Raw genomic sequence first — 17,145 nt, forward strand, 5'->3', positions numbered from 1 at the left:
GATCGTTGCCCGCGCCGCCCGCCAGCGTGTCGTCGCCCGCGCCGCCCCACATCTGGTTGTTCCCGGCATTGCCGATCAGCTGGTTCGCCAGTTCGCTGCCGGCGGCGTTGACGTTGTTCGTCCCCATCAGCCGGACCACCTCGACATGCGCGGTCAGGGTGTAGTGGTTCCAGGTCTCGACCGTGTCCCAGCCCTCGTTCGCGTTCTCGACGATCAGGTCCACGCCGTCGAAGACATAGGTGTCGTTGCCGGAACCACCGCGCAGCGTGTCGAAGCCCGCTTCGCCGCCAAGGCGGTCGTTGCCCGCGTCGCCCACCAGCAGATCGTTGCCCGGACCGCCCGCCAGCGTATCGTCACCCGCGCCGCCCGAAAGCTGGTTGTTCGCGGCATTGCCGATGATGGTGTTGGACAGGGCGTTGCCGGTGATGTTCGCGGCGGCGGTCCCGATGACCTGCGCGGCCTCGATATTCGCGGCCATCGCCCAGTGGCTGGTCGTGTGGACGGTGTCGTAACCCTCTCCCGCCGCTTCCACGATGACGTCAGCGCCATCGGTGATATAGAGATCGTTCCCCGCGCCGCCGATCAGCCGGTCCGCGCCGGGGCCGCCGTTCAGCGTATCGTTCCCGCCGAGCCCCAGCAGCGTGTCGTTGCCGGCCATCCCGTTCAGGGAATTGGCGGCGAAGTTGCCGGTCACGCGGTCCGCGCCTGCCCCGGCGATCGCATGCTCGATCACCGTGTTCCGCTCGATCGAGAGATTGCCGATCCTGCCATAGACGTCCGAGATGCTTCCCGGACGCAGGTCGATCCGCTGCCCAGCGGTGTCGTTGCGCAGGTCTAGCGTGTCGATGCCGCCCTGATCGAAGACCGTCATCGTCACCGGGCGGCGCTGGGTCAGCATCGTCATCGCCGCGCCGAACGCGCCAGTCGCGGTGCCGCCCACGCCCCAGATCGTCGCCCCCGCCATCACCCCGGCCGGCATGCCGTAGAGGGTCTGGATGGCGATGATGTCGGCCAGCATCGGCGTGATCGGCAGGGCGGCAGAGGCGTCGATATTGGGATTCTGGTCCTGGCTGAAATAGGACATGAGCGTCGCCTGCATGCTGTCATTGGCATACAGGTTGTCCCGCCCCCAGATCGCATTGCCGTTGTAGTTGCCCGCGTGACCCAGCCCGAGCGCGTGGCCGATCTCGTGCAGGAAGGTCGTGTAGCCGTAAGTGGCGATGCCGTCGGCCGGGGCGCCATACCATGAGGTCGGAATGTTGATCGCCACATGGTCGGTGGTGCTGCCGTAGATCCGCAGATGCTGGGCATAGGCGCCGCTCGGATCGCGGTCGTCGATGACGATATGGGCGTTGCTGCCCGCGCGCGAGCTGGTATCGAAATTGATGCCCGTCAGCTGCGACCAGGCGCCGAGCGCCGACCGGGCGAGGCTCTGCCCGTGGGCGTTCAGCCCGCTCAGATCGACGGTGAGGGTCTGCCCCTGCTCGACCGCGAAGGTGGGGGTCGGGAGGCCCAGATTCTCCCAATAGCCTTCGGAGAGCTGCCACGCGATCTGGTCCATCGTCCAGACCTCGCCCGAGGTCGGCGGCGGGTCGGGCGGGATCTGCACGGGCTGATAACCCAGCACATACTCGCCCGCGCTGCTGCCGTAACCCGCGGCGCCCATGAAATACGTGCCGGTCTGCGTCGCCGTGAAGGTGAAGTAGGATTCGTCCAGATAGCCGCCGTAATCGTCATTCTCGGCGACGATGTAGCCCTGCGGATCGAACAGCGCGAGAATGGTGTCGGGCAGCGGATTGCCCCCGTTTCCCGTCATGATGAATTCATAGGTGACGCCCGCCACCAGATTGACGGCGACCGCGTCCTGATCGCCGGGCGTGATCGTGCCGCCGAACAGCTGTCCCGCCGTGATCCGATAGGGCGTGTCGAAGTCGAGGGGGGCGTCGGCCCGTTCGACGACATCGGGGATCACGTCCACTGCGCGCACTGGCCCGAAAGGCAGCGGCGCGTTGCCCGTCAGGGGCGTCTGAAGCGGGGCGGAAAGCGGTGCAGCGGACATCGAAAAACCTCGGGAACGGTTGGAGGTGCAACGGCAGACAATCGCCGGGGCCGCGCCAACGGATACGAATCAACATCCGAACCGTGGCGGGTCCGCAGGCCCGGAGCAATCTAGAATCGCGGCGTAAACAGACCTTTAATAGCGGCTCCCCGGTGGCGGCGCGCCCGCAGGGAGATCGTTCAGGGGTTGGTAAGGAATTTCCGTTAGGGCTTGGCCAATTCGGATTCGCCGGAAAGGAAACGGGATGAAGCTGACGGTCGAACCTGCCGGGGACCGCACCATCGTGCGGATGGACGAGGCGCGGCTCGACGCCGCCATCGCGCTGTCCTTCAAGGAACGCATGCGCGAGATCGTGCCGACCGCCGGGCCGGTGCTGCTGATCGACATGGAGGCGGTGCAGTTCATGGACAGCTCGGGCCTCGGCGCGCTGATCGCGATCCACAAGGCGCTGCCGGCGCGGGCGCGGCTGGAGCTTGCCGCGCTCGGCCCCAACGTCATGCGGGTCTTCCGGCTGACGCGGATGGATTCGGTCTTCACCATCCACGACGCCGCCCCTTCGCGCCCTGCCCCTGCGATCCCGGCGGATCACCATCCCGGCGAGACCAGGACATGACCGGCCAGCGCGCCCGCGCGGCGGGTCAGGCGCAGACCGCGGGGGCGCAGGCACTGTTCCACCGGGTTCTGCCTGCAGACCGGATGAGCGTGCGGCAGACGCTGACCGACCTGAACGCGCGGCTCTCGCCCCATGTCTCGGCCGATGTGATGGGGCGGGTCGAGCTGGTCCTTGCCGAGGTGATGAACAACATCGTCCTGCACGGGGCCGAGGACGCGGCGGCTTTCCGGCGCATCCACCTCTCGGCGGCCTGCCATCGCAACGGTGTCGCCTGCGCGATCACCGATGACGGCGTTCGCCTTCCAGGCGCCTGTCTGGCCCCTCCCCCGGCACGCGACCTGCCGCCTGATGCCCCCCTGCCCGAGGGCGGCTTCGGCTGGCTCATCATCCACGACCTCACCCAGTCGCTCGCCTATTTCCGCGAGGATCAGCGCAACCTGCTGGCCTTCAACATCCCCCTGCTGACGGAGCCGCAATGACTGCGCGCAGACCCTCTGGCACCCCTCGGCGGCGTGTGTCAGGCTGAAGCCATGCAGATCGGCTCCCTTTCCTTCGACCGTCCCGTGATCCAGGCCCCGATGGCCGGGGTCGCCACGCCCGAGCTGGCCGCCGCCGTCAGCAACGCAGGCGGGCTGGGTTGCCTCGGGCTGGCGACGATGCCCGCCACCGAGGCCGCGCAGGCGATGGCCCGGACTCGCGCCATGACCGACCGGCCGTTCGGGGTGAACGTCTTCTGCCACGCGCGGCCGCAGCGTGATCCCGAGGTGGAGGCCGCATGGCTCGACCGCCTCGCGCCGCGCTTTGCGCAGTTCGGGGCAGCGCCCCCGGCGGAGCTGCGCGACATCTATCCCAGCTTCCTGACCAACGACGACATGCTTCAGGCATTGATCGACGCCAGGCCGGCGCTGATCAGCTTTCACTTCGGCCTGCCCGATGCGGACCGCCTTGCGCGGCTGCGGTCGAGCGGAGCCGTCCTTGCCGCAACCGCAACCTCGCCCGCCGAGGCGCGGGCCATCGTGGCGGCGGGGCTCGACGTAGTGATCGCGCAGGGGTGGGAGGCTGGCGGGCATCGCGGCATGTTCGACCCCAAGGGCGACGATGCGCGGCTGCCACTGCCCGATCTGCTTGCCGCGCTGCGCGACCTGCCCGTGCCGGTGGTCGCGGCAGGCGCGATCATGGAGGCGGCGGACATCCGCGCCGCCCTTGCCGCAGGTGCCGTCGCGGTGCAATGCGGCACGGCGTTCCTGCGCGCCCCGGAAGCGGCGACGACCCCCGCCCATCGCGCGGCGCTGTCGCTGGGGCGCACGAAAATGACCCGCGCAATCTCGGGCCGGCCCGCGCGCTCGGTCGAGAACCTGTTCACCGCCATCGACGATTCGGCCGCGCCCGACTATCCGGTGACCTACGACGCCGGCAAGGCGCTCAATGCGGCCGCGCTGGCCGGGGGTGAAACGGGCTATGGCGCGCAATGGGCCGGCACCGGCGCGGCAAGGTCGGTGGCCCGCCCCGCCGCCGAGACGGTGGCCGCGTTGGCAGGGTAACACGGCCGCGGAGCCGGGCTGCCAGCGGCGGATCACTCCGACGCAGGCGCCGTGCTCCTGCCTCTCCGTATCGGCAGTCTTGCCGCTGCACTCCGTCCGCGGTGAACGCCTCAGATCCCCCAAGCCAGCCGATGTCGTCAGTTCCTGACGAATTCATCCTCGGCATAGCCTTGGAGATACAGAAGCGAGGTAAGATCGCCGAAACTGATCCGCAGCGGCGCCAGCGCGGCCACCGCCGGCTTGGCGTGCAGCGCGACGCCCATTCCCGCGAGTTTCAGCATGCCCAGATCGTTGGCGCCATCGCCCACGGCGATCGCATCGGCGGGAGTCACGCCCCGCTCGGCGGTGATCTCCTCGAGCGCCTGCACCTTGGCCTCGCGCCCGAGGATCGGCAGCGCGACGCGCCCGGTCAGCCTGCCGCCCTCCGCCAGCAGCACGTTGGCGCGCTGCGCGTCGAAGCCGAGCCGCTCGGCGATCGGCGCCGTGAAGCCGGTGAACCCGCCCGAAACCAGCACCGTCCACGCGCCCTTCGCCCGCATCGTCGCGACCAGAGTCCGCCCGCCAGGGGTCGGGGAGATGCGGCAGTCGAGCACCTCCGCGATCACTGATTCCGGCAGCCCCTTCAGCACCGCCACCCGCTCGACCAGCGCAGGTTCGAACTCCAGCTCGCCGTTCATGGCGCGGGCCGTGATCGCGGCCACCTGCGCGCCGTATCCGGCAACGTCCGCCAGCTCGTCGAGGCATTCCTGCCCGATCATGGTCGAATCCATATCGGCGAGCAGCACCGCCTTGCGCCGCCCGGCGGTCGGAACGATGGCGAGATCGAGCCCGCGGGCCTGCCAGTCGCGCCAGATATCGTCGAAATCGCCGGGGACCTGTCCGACCGCAAACTCCGCCGCGATGCCGCGCGAGAGCCAGGCCACCGGCCCGCCCTCCCAGCGCGCCCTCAGCGCCCCGGCCGCCTCGTCGGTCAGATCGGCGCGGTCGGGGGCGGCAAGCATGATGACGGTAAACATCGCGGCTCCTTCAGATGGCGGCGCAGGCTTAGGCCGGATCCTCCGCTTGCGCCAGAGAGGCCGGGCGTTGGCGGCAGATGAGCCAACCAGGCGTTGCCGTGCACAACGAATCAGTTGCCTCGTAAATGGACTGGAAGCTCTGTCCCGGTGAATAGATTGCGCCCCGCCGCCTATCCCGCCGAGGCGTAAGCGTGCACACCGCAGGTCAACGGGCATGAAAAAAGCCCGCCTGCCGGGGGCTCTTCCATCTTCCAGATGGTGGGGCTGTCAGTTTTCTCGGGAGCGTCTCGAGAAGCCGATCCGGATCGAAGCTCTTTAGCGCCCACGCAAGCTCTGGCTACCGGGCGAAGCCGGAACCGGCTGACGGGCGTGAAGACCCGGCTCAACCCGCGGCTCGAAAAATCGACATGGCAGTCGGCGCGTCCGAACTTCCTGACCTGTCACCCCAGAGTCACACTCGCCCGGTAGGCGGAGACCAGCCGCGGCCTTCTCATGGTCGGCCGCGATTCTCAGCAGATCGAGCCAGGAACGTCCTCATGACCCAGCAACCCACCTCCCGCCATGTCTTCCGCAGCAGCGCGCTGGAAGAAGCGGACGGCCCCGGCCGCAACCCGACCGACAACCGCACGATGGGCGAGATCATCGCCGCCCGCTTCTCGCGCCGCGGATTCCTGAAAGGCGCGATGGCGGCGACCGCCATCACCGCCACGGTCAGCCCGCTGGCCATGTTCGCCGCCGGCGAGGCGCGGGCGCAGGGCGCGGTCGAAGGCTCGGTCTTCGACTTCCCCGAGGTCATGGCCGGCGTGGACCGCGACCACCATGTCGCGGAAGGCTATGACGCCGACATCCTGCTGCGCTGGGGCGACAAGGTCTTCGCCGACGCGCCCGAATTCGATCCGCTGAACCAATCAGAGGCCGCGCAGGAACGGCAGTTCGGCTACAACAACGACTTCGTAGGCTTCATCCCGCTGGATGGCGCGGACGATCACGGCCTGCTGGTCGTCAACCACGAATACACCGACCCGCATCTGATGTTCCCCGGCATCGTCACCATCGCCGACGGCAAGATCACGATCACCGACGCCGACGAGAACCGCGTCAATATCGAGATGGCCGCGCATGGCGGCACCGTCATCGAGATCCGCAAGGTGGACGGCAAGTGGCAGCCGGTGCTGGACGGCGCGCTGAACCGCCGCATCACCGCCAGGACGCCGATGCAGATCAGCGGCCCCGCCGCCGGCCACCCGCGCCTGCAGACCAATGCCGACCCGACCGGGCGCGAGGTGCTGGGCACCATCAACAACTGCGCGGGCGGCGTGACCCCCTGGGGCACCTACATCATGGCCGAGGAGAACATCCACGGCTATTTCGAGGGCACGCTGCCGGCGGATCACCGCGAGGCCGCCAACTACGAGCGGCTGGGCCTTCCCGCCGACGCCTATGACTGGGGCAAGTTCCACGACCGCTTCGACGTGTCGAAAGAACCGAATGAGCCCAACCGCTTCGGCTGGATCGTCGAGGTGGACGTGAACGACCCGAACTCGACCCCGAAGAAGCGCACCGCGCTCGGCCGCTTCAAGCACGAGGGCGCCGAAAGCGCGGTGGCTCCCGATGGCCGCGTGGTCTTCTATCTCGGGGACGACGAGCGGTTCGACTACGTCTACAAGTTCGTGACGGCGGGCAAATACAACCCCGACGACCGCGCCGCCAACATGGACCTGCTGGACGAGGGCACGCTGTATGTCGCCCGCTTCGACGAGGACGGCACCGTGGCATGGCTGCCGCTGACCCACGGCGAGGGCCTGCTGACCGCCGAGAACGGCTTCGAGAGCCAGGCCGACGTGGTGATCGAGACCCGCCGCGCCGCCGACCTGCTGGGCGCCACCCCGATGGACCGCCCCGAGGACATCGAGCCGAACGCCCAGACCGGCCGCGCCTATGTCATGCTGACCAACAACACCCGGCGCGAGGAAGCGGACGCCGCCAACCCGCGCGTCAACAACGCCTTCGGCCACATCATCGAGATCATCGAGGACAATGCCGACCTCGCCGCGACCAGCGGCACGTGGGAAGTGCTGCTTCAGTGCGGCGATCCCTCGGTCGCCGAAGTCGGCGCGACCTTCTCGACGGCGACGACCGAGAACGGCTGGTTCGGGATGCCCGACAACTGCGCCATCGACAGCGACGGGCGGCTGTGGGTCTCGACCGACGGTAACAACCCCTCGGCCACCGGCCGCACGGACGGGCTGTGGGCGGTGGACATCGACGGCCCGGCGCGCGGCACCTCGCGCCTCTTCTACCGCGTCCCGGTGGGCGCCGAGATGTGCGGCCCCTGCCCGACGCCGGACCTGACGACCTTCTTCCTCGCGATCCAGCATCCCGGCGACGGCGGCGAGGACTGGGAGGGCCACGGCCGCCCGTCCTATTACGAGGACCTCTCGACCCGCTGGCCGGATTTCGACGACGCCCTGCCGGTCCGTCCGGCCGTGGTCGCGATCACGAAGCAGGGCGGCGGCAAGATCGGCTGAGTCTGCGAGGGCCGCGATGACCCAGGGGGCGGCCAGCGGGCCGCCCTTTCCGCTCTGGCCACGCCAAGCTCGCCTGCCATGCGTCGATCAGGTCGCTCGGCACCGAATTCACCACGCCGCCGCCGCCAAATAGCCACAATTTGGGAGGGTAACGTACGTCTGGAGAACATCCGCGGCTTCCAACACTGCCGCGGTCGCCGAGGGATACGCGCTTCTTTGCACTAATTCAGAAAACGACGGTGAGGATCATCGGCGCAATCGAGGACCAGCGCGCGATCTCATCCTGCACATCGTATGGTGTCGTCAGCTTGTCGGAAAACCTGCCCGCGAACCATGCGCTGCCCCCCGCTAAGTTGGAAGCGACCCATAGCCGCCCTAAGAGGTCGCTGAATTAGTCGGCGTATCGGAGGGGTTTCCTGTCGGTGGGACCGTCGGCCTTGCGCGTCCGGCCCGTTTCCACGAACGGCATGGGCGGTCGATGCCGTTTTCGGGCTTCAAGGCGCCAGCAGCCTGGGCAGTCGGGCGAGGCTGCTGGCGGCCATCGTCAGGACAAAGCGGGATCGCACCCGTTCGATGCGACGGTAGACGGTCGGGGCCATGCCGCCGACGGTCTTGGCCCAACCGAAAGCCTCCTCGATGCGCTTGCGGTGTTTCTGAGACAGGGCATGGCTCTCATGCCGGGTGGTGCGGCCGTCTATCGCTGAATGTCGCGTTTTCTGCGCGACATGCGGGGTCACGCAGGCCGGGCGCAGGTCGGTGACAAACCCCCTTGCGTCATATCCCTTGTCGGCTCCAAGCATCAGCCGCCGGGTGGATCCGGGGGAGTGGCGGTGGATCATGTCCAGCGCCGCACGCCGTTCGGCATGGCCGTCGGCCCGGGTCAGGTCGCCCTGGACGATCAGGCCGCTGCGGTTCTCCATGAGCGCATGGCCGATGAAGCACAGCATCGCGCCGGTGCCGGGGGATTTCTTGTAAAGCCGCGCCTCGGGGTCGGTGGTCGAAACACGGGTGGCGTTCGAGCGCTTCTCGCCCCGGAAATCGACCTCGGCGTTGCGGTGCTGGCGGGTGGGTCGGGGCATCGGGTTGGTCTCGGCTTTGGTCGGGTCGGGCTGGTCTTCAGCGATGGTCTCAGGTCCGGGCGGATCGCCCGAGCCGTCGTCCTCGGGCGGGGTGTCCCCCGCCTTGGACTGAAAGCTCTTCATCGAGGCCCAAGCCTTCACCAGCGTGCCATCGACCGAGAAATGCTCGTCCGACAACAGCGGCGCGACCTCCCGATGCGCCAGGATCGCGGCCATCACCTTGCGCGACATCTCGGTCGTCAGCAGCCGGTCACGGTTCTTGGTGAAGACGGTCGGCACCCACACGGCATCGTCGATGCCCAGCCCCACGAACCAGCGGAACAACAGGTTATACTGCATCTGCTCCATCAACTGCCGGTCGGAGCGGACCGAGAACAGGATCTGGATCAGGCTGGCCCGGATCAGCCGCTCCGGCGCGATCGAGGGGCGGCCGAAGTCGGTGTAAAGCGCCTCGAACTCGGCATCGAGGCTGGCCAGCGCCTCGTTGACTCGGAAGCACCGGCGCGTCAAAGTTGGTTCACATTATGGAGCACATGGTGCACCAGCAAGACCGCTTGCGTGGTATTGGTCGCCCTGCCCATATACCCCATGAAGCCCCCGACGATCATTCTGCGTGAAAGCATCTGGCACATCCGCAAGCGGGTTCCCGTGCGCTGCGCGTCGGTTGAGCCACGCTCGATCGCCCACGTCAGCCTGCATACAGACAGCCGTGCCATCGCCTCCATGAAGGCACCGCAGGTCTGGGCCGAGTTGATTTAGGCCTGAGAGGCCCAGCTCGATGGGCATGACCAGATGGCAAAGGACCGAATGGCGGCTGCGCGGAACCTCGGGCAGCGCCGCGGCTACCGCTACATGCCGGCCACAAGGGTGGCGCACCTGCCGATTGAGGCGTTGCTGACCAGAGTTGAGGCGACTGTTGATGGCGCGGGAAGATTCAACAAGCGCGAGGCGGATGCTGCTTTGGGACTTCCCCCGCCTCCGCGGCTGACAGTCAGCAAGGCACTGGACGCCTTCTACGAGGTCGCGGCCGAAGACCTGCGGGACAAGAACGCGGACCAGATCCGGCGTTGGAAGAACTCGCGCAATAAGGCGACAAAGAACTTTATTGAGGTGATCGGAAACAAGGCCCTGCGCGAGATCACGACCGAGGACATGTATGCGTGCCGCAAGTGGTGGGGGGATCGCGTCCTCGAAGGCGAGGCTGCGCCGTCCCGCGAGACAGGTGTGGAGGGCTGGCAAACCGCACGCCACCAGCGAAAGGCAGCCCCGGTTCAGCGCCGCCTGCGGCCGCCTTTACGTTCCCCGCCAAGCAGCCCGAAAGCCGCATGCGCCAGCGCCTCGGACAGCAGCCCGACCGCCGCGCCTGCCACCACGTCCAGCGCGTGATGGCTGGCACGCGGCACCTGCACCGCGCCGACCGCCGCCGCGCCGAGCCAGAGCGGCGCCCCGGCGCCCGGCGCCACGCGCGAAATCGCCCGCGCCGCCGCCACCGCATTGGCCGTGTGACCCGAGGGGAACGAATTGTAGTCCGCCTCGTCCGGGCCATCGAGGCCGGTCTCGTATTCCCCTTCGTCCAGCAGCTTGTAGGGGCGCGTCCGCACGACCTTCGACTTGATCGCCGCCTTGACCTGCGTGGCGATGAACAGCGACAGAAGGACCCGCGCCCCGCCCTTGGTCAGCCTGGGCCTCCCGATCGCAATCCCGCCGATCACCGCCAGCGCAGCGAGCGTGAAGGCGGGCGGCTGGTCCGCGATCTCGCTGAGCGCGCCGACTGTTCTGACCGCCGGATCGTGCCGCATCTCGCCAGCGTCCACGGACAGCGCGACGTCGGCCTCGTGCAGGTCGTCGATGATGTTGTTTTCCATGCCGCGACAACACCCGCGCGGGCAGGAAGGTTGCCGCAAGGCGCGCCGCCCGGCGCGATTTTCACCGCGCCGCCCGAGGCCCTATTCCACCGTCACCGACTTGGCGAGGTTGCGCGGCTGGTCCACGTCCGTCCCCTTGGCGACCGCCGTGTGATAGGCGAGGAACTGCATCGGCACCGCATAGACGATCGGCGCGAAGACCCCCCCGCCCGCCGGCATCGTCAGGACCGCGCGGGTGCCCTCGCCCGCCGCTTCGACGCCCTTCGCGTCGGAGACCAGCAGCACCTGGCCGTGGCGGGCCAGCACCTCCTGCATGTTCGAGACGGTCTTCTCGAACAGCGGGTCTGACGGGGCCAGAACCACCACCGGCACATTGCGGTCGATCAGCGCGATGGGACCGTGCTTGAGCTCACCCGACGCATAGCCTTCGGCGTGGATGTAGCTGATTTCCTTCAGCTTCAGCGCCCCTTCCAGCGCGATCGGAAACAGCGCCCCGCGCCCCAGGAACAGCACGTCCTGCGCCTCGGCCAGCCAGTTGGCAAGCAGGCGGCAATCCTCGCCGGCCGCCACGGCCTGGCTGACGAGACCGGGAATGGCGTTCAGATCGTCCAGATGCGCGGCAAGCGTCGTGTCATCCATCATGCCCCGATCGCGCGCCGCCTTCAGTGCCAGCACCGCCAGCACCGCAAGCTGGCAGGTGAAGGCCTTGGTGGACGCCACGCCCACCTCGATCCCGGCGAGAATCGGCAGGGCGATGTCGGCCTCGCGCGCGATGGCCGAGGTGCCGACGTTCACCACGCCCAGCGTCTTCGCCACCTTGTCCTTGCAGTAATGCAGCGCCGCCAGCGTGTCGGCGGTCTCGCCCGACTGGCTGACGAAGATCGCCCAGCTACTCGGTGACAACGGCGGCTCGCGATAGCGGAACTCGGAGGCGACATCGACATCGCAGGGCAGCCCCGCCAGCCGCTCGAACCAGTATTTCGCGACATAGGCCGCGTAATAGGCGGTCCCGCAGCCCACCAGCGTGATCCGGTCCACGGCCGAAAAATCCAGCGAATCCGGCAGGACGATGCGGCCGTCCTTGATGTAGTGGCTGAGCGCGTCACCCAGCACGACCGGCTGCTGCGCGATCTCCTTCGCCATGAAGTGGCGGTAGCCGCCCTTGTCGATGGCGGTCGCGCCCACGTCGATCCGCGCCGTCTCGCGGCTGGTCTGCCGCCCCTCGGCGTCGAAGAACTGTGCCCCCGCGCGGGTCAGCACTACATGGTCGCCGTCTTCCAGATAGCTGATCCGGTCGGTGAACGGCGCCAGCGCGATGGCGTCCGAGCCGAGGAACATCTCGCCGTTCCCATGCCCCACCGCGAGCGGAGAGCCCTTGCGCGCACCGATCATCAGATCGCCCTGCCCCTCGAACAGGAAGGCGAGCGCGAAGGCGCCGTGCAGCCGCGAAAGCGTGGCCCGCACCGCCGCGACCGGGTCCATGCCCTGCGCCATGTGGTGCCCGGTCAACAGCGCGACCGTTTCAGTGTCCGTCTCGGTCTGCGCCACGATTCCGTGCTCCGCCAGTTCGGCGCGCAGGTCGCGGAAGTTCTCGATGATGCCGTTATGGACGACCGCGACCGGCCCGTGCCGGTGCGGGTGGGCGTTGCCCTGCGTCGCCGCGCCGTGGGTGGCCCAGCGGGTGTGGCCGATGCCGGTGCGGCCTTCCAGCGGGTTCAGCACCAGCGCGTCGGACAGGTTGACCAGCTTGCCGACCTCGCGCCGGCGGTCCAGCCGCCCCTCGTCGTCGATGGTGGCGATCCCTGCGCTGTCATAGCCGCGATATTCCAGCCGCCGCAGCGCCTCGATCAGCTGCGGGCCGACCTGGTGATTGCCGAGGATTCCGACGATTCCGCACATCTCAACGCTTCTCCTTCGCGGCGCGCAGCGCCTGCATGATCCGGGTGCCAAGCCCCGCCTTCGTGACCTGCCGCGAACGGCCCAGCCCCAGCGCGTCATCCGGCACGTCCTCGGTGATGACCGAGCCCGAGCCCGTCATCGCCCGCGCCCCCACCCGCACCGGGGCGACCAGCATCGTGTCGGAGCCGATGAAGGCATCCGCGCCGATTTCCGTCCGGTGCTTGCCGACGCCGTCGTAATTGCAGGTGACGGTGCCCGCGCCGATATTCGCGCGCTCACCGATATGGGCGTCGCCCAGATAAGTCAGGTGGCCGACCTTCACCCCTTCATCCAGAACCGAGTTCTTCACTTCCACGAAGTTGCCCACATGGACATCGCCGCCCAACTCCGCCCCCGGTCGCAGCCGCGCGAACGGGCCGACAGTCGCGCCGGCCGAGACGTGGCAGCCTTCCAGATGGCAGAAGGGCAGGATCTCGGCCCCGCTCTCGATGGTGACGCCGGGGCCGAAGACCACGTTCTGCCCGATGATCGCGTCGCGCCCGACCACCGTATCCAATGCGAGCCAGACGGTGCCGGGATCGGCCATCGTCACGCCGTCCTCCAGCGCCTCGGCACGCTTGCGGGTCTGGAACTGCGCCTCGGCCGCCGCCAGTTCGGCGCGGGTATTGATGCCCAGCGTCTCGGCCTCATCGCAGGTCACGACCGCGGCGCTGCGGCCCGCCGCGCGCGCAAGGGCCACCACGTCGGTCAGGTAATACTCGCCCGCGGCGTTGTCGTTGCCCAGGCGCCCGACCAGATCGCGCAGCAGCCCCGCATCGGCCGCCATCACGCCGGAATTGCACAGCGCGATCCCGCGGGTGGCGGCATCGGCGTCCTTGAACTCCACGATCCGGTCCAGCGCGCCGCCCTTCACGACCAGCCGGCCATAGCGGCCCGGATCGGCGGCCTCGAACCCCAGCACGACCACATCGGCGGTGTGCGAGGCCAGCGCCGCCAGCGTATCCGCGCCGATGAACGGCGTGTCGCCATACAGCACGACCACGCGCCCCTCGAACCCCTCCAGCAGCGGCAGCGCCTGCGCGACCGCGTGGCCGGTGCCGAGCTGTTCGTGCTGCATCGCGATCTGTGCGTCGGGATCGAACTTCGCGACCGCCTTTGCGACCGCCTCGCCGCCGTGGCCGGCGACGACGATCACCTGCTCGGGCTCCAGCGTGCGGCCCGCCGCCAGCGCGTGCGCCACCAGCGGGACGCCGCCCAGCCGGTGCAGCACCTTCGGCAGGTCCGACAGCATCCGGCTGCCCTGCCCCGCCGCGAGAACGATCAATGCGACCGAGCCTTCCGTCATGCTGCCACTTCCCGGTTCCGGTTTCGTTGCGGGCGTTCTAATCAGCCCAAGATTACGCCGGCAAGTGCGGCCGGATCACAAGCTGCGACAGAAGGTTACGGTGGATGACGGGAACGGTGGTATTCGATCTGGACGGAACGCTCGCCGACACGGCGGCCGATCTGGTCGCGGCGGCGAACGGCTGCTTCGCCTCGCGCGGGCTGGGGGCGCTGCTGGACCCGGTGGCGGATGCGAGGATCGCGTTCCATGGCGGCCGTGCCATGCTGCGCGCGGGCTATGCGCGGGCACCTGCCGACACCATCATCCCGCCGGGCGCGGAAGACGAGGACTTCCTGCGCCTGCTGGATTTCTACGCCGAGGACATCGCCCGCCACACCCGCCTCTATGACGGCGCCGGCGAGGCGCTTGAGGCGCTGCGCGGGGCCGAGCTGATCCTCTCGGTCTGCACCAACAAGCCCGAGCACCTGGCGGAAAAGCTGCTGCAGGCCCTCGGCATCCGCGATCATTTCGCGGCGCTGGTCGGCGCCGACACGCTGCCGGTCCGCAAGCCCGATCCGCTCGCCTACCGCGCGGCGGTCGAGCGGGCGGGCGGCCATGTGGCCCGCTCGTTCCTCGTCGGCGATACCGAGACGGACCTCAGGACCGCCCGCGCCGCCGGGGTGAAGGTGGCGCTGATCGGCTTTGGCCCGGAGGGGCCGGGGATCAGCCGGCTGGGCCCGGATTGGCTGCTGGAGGATTTCCACGGCCTGCCGGACCTCGCCGCGCAGTGGCTGGCGTCGGATCGGAAAACGCTTTGAAGGGTGATGCCGAAGCGCGACGCCGGAACCATGCCGAGGGTTGACCTCGCCCGAAGCCCCGCCGACAACCCGGTGATGCAGCTTTCCGATTTCGACTTCGACCTGCCCGAGGGGCTGATCGCCACGCGCCCCGCCCGCCCCCGCACCGCCGCGCGGTTGCTGGTGGCGCAGGAGGGCGCCATCGAAGATGCGACCGTCGCGGAGCTGCCCCGGTTCCTGCGCCCCGGCGACCTCTTGGTGCTGAACGATACCCGCGTGATTCCCGCGCGACTTTCCGGCACCCGCACCCGCGCCACGCCGCAAGGGGATGCCACCGCGAAGATCGAGATCACGCTGCTGGAGCCCGGCCCCGAAGGCACGTGGCGGGCGCTCGCCAAGCCGCTGCGGAAGCTGAAAACCGGCGAGGTGGTCCGCTTCGGCGACACCCTGTCGGCCGTAGTCGCGGCGATGTCCGATATCGACCTGAGGCTGCGTTTCGACGCCTCTGGCGCGGCGCTGGACGAGGCGCTGGCCCGCCTCGGCGCGATGCCGCTGCCGCCCTATATCGCCGCGCTGCGGGCCCCGGACGAGCAGGACCGCACCGACTACCAGACCGTCTGGGCGCGCGAGCCCGGCGCTGTCGCCGCCCCCACCGCCAGCCTGCATTTCGACGAGCCGCTGCTGGACAGCCTGCGCGCGCAGGGGATCGAAACCACGAACGTCACGCTGCATGTCGGCGCGGGCACCTTCCTGCCGGTCAAGGTCGAGGACGTCACCACCCACCGGATGCACGGCGAGCGCGGGATCGTCTCGGCCGAGGCCGCTGCCGCCATCAACGCCGCGAAGGGCGAAGGGCGGCGGGTGATCCCCGTGGGCACCACCGCGCTGCGGCTGATCGAAAGCGCCGCGGATGAAGGCGGGATCGTCCGTCCCTATGAGGGGGTTACGGAAATCTTCATCTATCCGGGCTATCGCTTCCGGGTGACGGACGCGCTGATGACCAATTTCCACCTGCCCCGCTCGACCCTGCTGATGCTGGTCGCGGCCCTGATGGGCAAGGACCGGATCGACCGCATCTATGCCCATGCCATCGCGCAGGGCTACCGGTTCTTCAGCTACGGGGACGCCTCGCTGCTGGTGCCGGAACGGACATGACAAAGGTGGCGACATGCTGAACGTCATCCGCTCCGCCTGGCCGCTGCTGCTGGGCATCCTGCTGTTCATGCTGGGCAACGGGATGCAGGGCACGCTGCTGGGCGTCCGCGGCGGGATCGAGGGGATCACGACCGGCCAGATGTCCTATGTCATGGCCGCTTATTTCGGCGGCTTCGTGGTGGGCAGCCAGGTGGTGCCGTCGCTGATCCAGCGCGTCGGCCATGTGCGGGTGTTCGCGGCCGTGGGATCGCTGATCTCGGCGATCCTCGTCGTCTATGCGGCGGTGCCGCACTGGATCGCCTGGGTCATCCTGCGCTTCATGATCGGGTTCTGCTTCTGCGGCGTCTACATCACCGCCGAAAGCTGGCTCAACGCCGGGGCCACGAATGAAAATCGCGGCCAGACCATGTCCACCTACATGATCGTGCAGATGCTGGGGCTGGTCACGGCGCAGCTGCTGATGAACGTGGGCGATCCCGCCGGCTGGATGCTGTTCGTGATCCCGTCGGTGCTGGTTTCGCTGGCGTTCACGCCGATCCTGCTGGCTTCCACCCCCGCCCCGAAGTTCGAGACGACGTCGCCGATGAGCATCCGCCAGCTCTACGAGGCCTCGCCGCTCGGCTGCGTCGGCATCTTCCTGATGGGCGGGGTCTTCGCCGCGCTGCTCGGGATGGCGGCGGTCTGGGGCACGGTCAGGGGCCTCAGCGTGCGCGAGATTTCTGCCTTCGTCGCGGCGATCTGGCTGGGCGGGCTGATCCTGCAGTACCCCATCGGCTGGATTTCCGACCGGATGGACCGGCGCGTGCTGATCATGGCGCTGACGGTGTTCGGCACGCTGGTCACGCTGGCGGTGGTGCTGGCCGATCCGGGCATCTGGGGCTATCTGCTGGGCGCCGCGCTGCTCGGCGGGGTCGCGAACCCGGCCTATTCGCTGCTGATCGCCTATACCAACGACTTCCTCGACGCCTCCGACATGGCCTCCGCCTCGGCGGGGCTGCTGCTTCTGAACGGCGCGGGATCGTTCCTCGGGCCCATCGTCACGGCGTGGCTGATGGCCGGGCTGGGGCCGCACGGGTTCTGGATCTACATGGGCGTGCTGCTGGCGGTGCTGTCCGTCTATGCCGGCTGGCGGATGACCCGCCGCGCCGCGCCCGCCGTGGCCGACACCGGCGCCTTCGCGATCCTGACGCCCGGCGCCACGCCGATCGCCGTCGAGACCGCGCTGACCGAAGCCGGCGAATCCACCAACCCACCGGAAGGGGAGTTCTA

General features: G+C 68.5%; 13 protein-coding genes and 2 pseudogenes. 9 read left to right on the forward strand and 6 right to left on the reverse strand.

Going from position 1 to position 17,145, the window contains the following annotated elements; translation table 11 throughout:
- Positions 1-2,059: M10 family metallopeptidase (locus KTN05_RS18570; protein ID WP_217329812.1), on the reverse strand; the 2,059-nt coding region annotated here is incomplete at its 3' end.
- A 244-nt stretch (positions 2,060-2,303) separates the two neighbouring features.
- Between KTN05_RS18570 and KTN05_RS12845 the strand changes: the two genes are divergently transcribed.
- Genes KTN05_RS12845 through KTN05_RS12855 form a run of 3 tightly spaced genes read left to right on the forward strand, consistent with a single transcriptional unit; the run spans position 2,304 to position 4,213 of the window.
- Complete coding sequence (locus tag KTN05_RS12845) at positions 2,304-2,672, forward strand: STAS domain-containing protein (RefSeq protein ID WP_217329813.1); 369 nt, start codon at positions 2,304-2,306, stop codon at positions 2,670-2,672.
- Entirely contained in the window at positions 2,669-3,151 is a 483-nt protein-coding gene (locus KTN05_RS12850; RefSeq protein ID WP_217329814.1) for an ATP-binding protein, read from the forward strand. Before KTN05_RS12845 ends, KTN05_RS12850 begins: the two co-directional genes overlap by 4 nt.
- Positions 3,152-3,202: 51 nt before the next feature.
- Positions 3,203-4,213 carry a nitronate monooxygenase family protein gene (locus KTN05_RS12855; RefSeq protein ID WP_217329815.1) on the forward strand — a complete coding sequence of 337 codons (1,011 nt, stop codon included), beginning with the start codon at positions 3,203-3,205 and terminating at the stop codon, positions 4,211-4,213.
- A gap of 137 nt (positions 4,214-4,350) precedes the next feature.
- Here the strand turns inward: KTN05_RS12855 and serB are convergent, their stop codons facing one another.
- Positions 4,351-5,229, reverse strand: a complete 879-nt coding sequence (serB, locus tag KTN05_RS12860; protein ID WP_217329816.1) for a phosphoserine phosphatase SerB — start codon at positions 5,227-5,229, stop codon at positions 4,351-4,353.
- Positions 5,230-5,765: 536 nt separating this feature from the next.
- Between serB and KTN05_RS12865 the strand changes: the two genes are divergently transcribed.
- Positions 5,766-7,757, forward strand: a complete 1,992-nt coding sequence (locus KTN05_RS12865) for a PhoX family phosphatase (protein ID WP_217329817.1) — start codon at positions 5,766-5,768, stop codon at positions 7,755-7,757.
- A 494-nt stretch (positions 7,758-8,251) separates the two neighbouring features.
- On the opposite strand, the pseudogene KTN05_RS12870 reads toward KTN05_RS12865, so the two are convergent.
- Positions 8,252-9,325: pseudogene (locus KTN05_RS12870) on the reverse strand (IS5 family transposase); the annotation flags it as partial.
- A 99-nt stretch (positions 9,326-9,424) separates the two neighbouring features.
- Between KTN05_RS12870 and KTN05_RS12875 the strand changes: the two are divergent.
- Positions 9,425-9,595, forward strand: coding sequence for a DUF6538 domain-containing protein (locus KTN05_RS12875; RefSeq protein ID WP_217329818.1), 171 nt, complete (start codon positions 9,425-9,427; stop codon positions 9,593-9,595).
- Between the two features lie 33 nt (positions 9,596-9,628).
- Positions 9,629-10,222 carry a hypothetical protein gene (locus KTN05_RS12880; RefSeq protein ID WP_217329819.1) on the forward strand — a complete coding sequence of 198 codons (594 nt, stop codon included), beginning with the start codon at positions 9,629-9,631 and terminating at the stop codon, positions 10,220-10,222.
- On the opposite strand, the gene KTN05_RS12885 is transcribed toward KTN05_RS12880, so the two are convergent.
- The 3 genes from KTN05_RS12885 to glmU form a co-directional block, all read right to left on the reverse strand.
- On the reverse strand, positions 10,108-10,701 hold the full coding sequence (locus tag KTN05_RS12885; protein ID WP_217329820.1) for a phosphatase PAP2 family protein: 594 nt from the start codon (positions 10,699-10,701) through the stop codon (positions 10,108-10,110). The genes KTN05_RS12880 and KTN05_RS12885 overlap by 115 nt on opposite strands.
- 81 nt (positions 10,702-10,782) lie before the next feature.
- Positions 10,783-12,600 (reverse strand): glutamine--fructose-6-phosphate transaminase (isomerizing), encoded by a 1,818-nt coding sequence (glmS, locus tag KTN05_RS12890; protein WP_217329821.1) that lies wholly within the window; start codon positions 12,598-12,600, stop codon positions 10,783-10,785.
- Between the two features lies 1 nt (position 12,601).
- Positions 12,602-13,945 (reverse strand): bifunctional UDP-N-acetylglucosamine diphosphorylase/glucosamine-1-phosphate N-acetyltransferase GlmU, encoded by a 1,344-nt coding sequence (gene glmU / locus KTN05_RS12895; protein WP_217329822.1) that lies wholly within the window; start codon positions 13,943-13,945, stop codon positions 12,602-12,604.
- Between the two features lie 104 nt (positions 13,946-14,049).
- Between glmU and KTN05_RS12900 the strand changes: the two genes are divergently transcribed.
- From KTN05_RS12900 to KTN05_RS12910, 3 genes and pseudogenes are all read left to right on the forward strand, one after another.
- Positions 14,050-14,742 (forward strand): HAD-IA family hydrolase, encoded by a 693-nt coding sequence (locus KTN05_RS12900; RefSeq protein WP_217329823.1) that lies wholly within the window; start codon positions 14,050-14,052, stop codon positions 14,740-14,742.
- Positions 14,743-14,817: 75 nt separating this feature from the next.
- A complete protein-coding gene (gene queA, locus KTN05_RS12905) occupies positions 14,818-15,876 on the forward strand; it encodes a tRNA preQ1(34) S-adenosylmethionine ribosyltransferase-isomerase QueA (protein WP_217329849.1) in 1,059 nt (352 codons plus the stop codon).
- A gap of 13 nt (positions 15,877-15,889) precedes the next feature.
- A pseudogene (locus tag KTN05_RS12910) lies at positions 15,890-17,134 on the forward strand (MFS transporter); the annotation flags it as partial.
- Positions 17,135-17,145: the final 11 nt, after the last annotated feature.

It is taken from the genome of Paracoccus sp. Z118, from assembly GCF_019061185.1.
GTDB lineage: Bacteria > Pseudomonadota > Alphaproteobacteria > Rhodobacterales > Rhodobacteraceae > Paracoccus.

What these genes read in the sequence shown, in the direction of transcription:
- KTN05_RS12845 (WP_217329813.1), top strand. Translation starts at nt 2,304, where the DNA reads ATGAAGCTGACGGTCGAACCTGCCGGGGACCGCACCATCGTGCGGATG.
- KTN05_RS12850 (WP_217329814.1), top strand. Translation starts at nt 2,669, where the DNA reads ATGACCGGCCAGCGCGCCCGCGCGGCGGGTCAGGCGCAGACCGCGGGG.
- KTN05_RS12855 (WP_217329815.1), top strand. Translation starts at nt 3,203, where the DNA reads ATGCAGATCGGCTCCCTTTCCTTCGACCGTCCCGTGATCCAGGCCCCG.
- serB (WP_217329816.1), bottom strand. Translation starts at nt 5,229, where the DNA reads ATGTTTACCGTCATCATGCTTGCCGCCCCCGACCGCGCCGATCTGACC.
- KTN05_RS12865 (WP_217329817.1), top strand. Translation starts at nt 5,766, where the DNA reads ATGACCCAGCAACCCACCTCCCGCCATGTCTTCCGCAGCAGCGCGCTG.
- KTN05_RS12875 (WP_217329818.1), top strand. Translation starts at nt 9,425, where the DNA reads ATGAAGCCCCCGACGATCATTCTGCGTGAAAGCATCTGGCACATCCGC.
- KTN05_RS12880 (WP_217329819.1), top strand. Translation starts at nt 9,629, where the DNA reads ATGGCAAAGGACCGAATGGCGGCTGCGCGGAACCTCGGGCAGCGCCGC.
- KTN05_RS12885 (WP_217329820.1), bottom strand. Translation starts at nt 10,701, where the DNA reads ATGGAAAACAACATCATCGACGACCTGCACGAGGCCGACGTCGCGCTG.
- glmS (WP_217329821.1), bottom strand. Translation starts at nt 12,600, where the DNA reads ATGTGCGGAATCGTCGGAATCCTCGGCAATCACCAGGTCGGCCCGCAG.
- glmU (WP_217329822.1), bottom strand. Translation starts at nt 13,945, where the DNA reads ATGACGGAAGGCTCGGTCGCATTGATCGTTCTCGCGGCGGGGCAGGGC.
- KTN05_RS12900 (WP_217329823.1), top strand. Translation starts at nt 14,050, where the DNA reads ATGACGGGAACGGTGGTATTCGATCTGGACGGAACGCTCGCCGACACG.
- queA (WP_217329849.1), top strand. Translation starts at nt 14,818, where the DNA reads ATGCAGCTTTCCGATTTCGACTTCGACCTGCCCGAGGGGCTGATCGCC.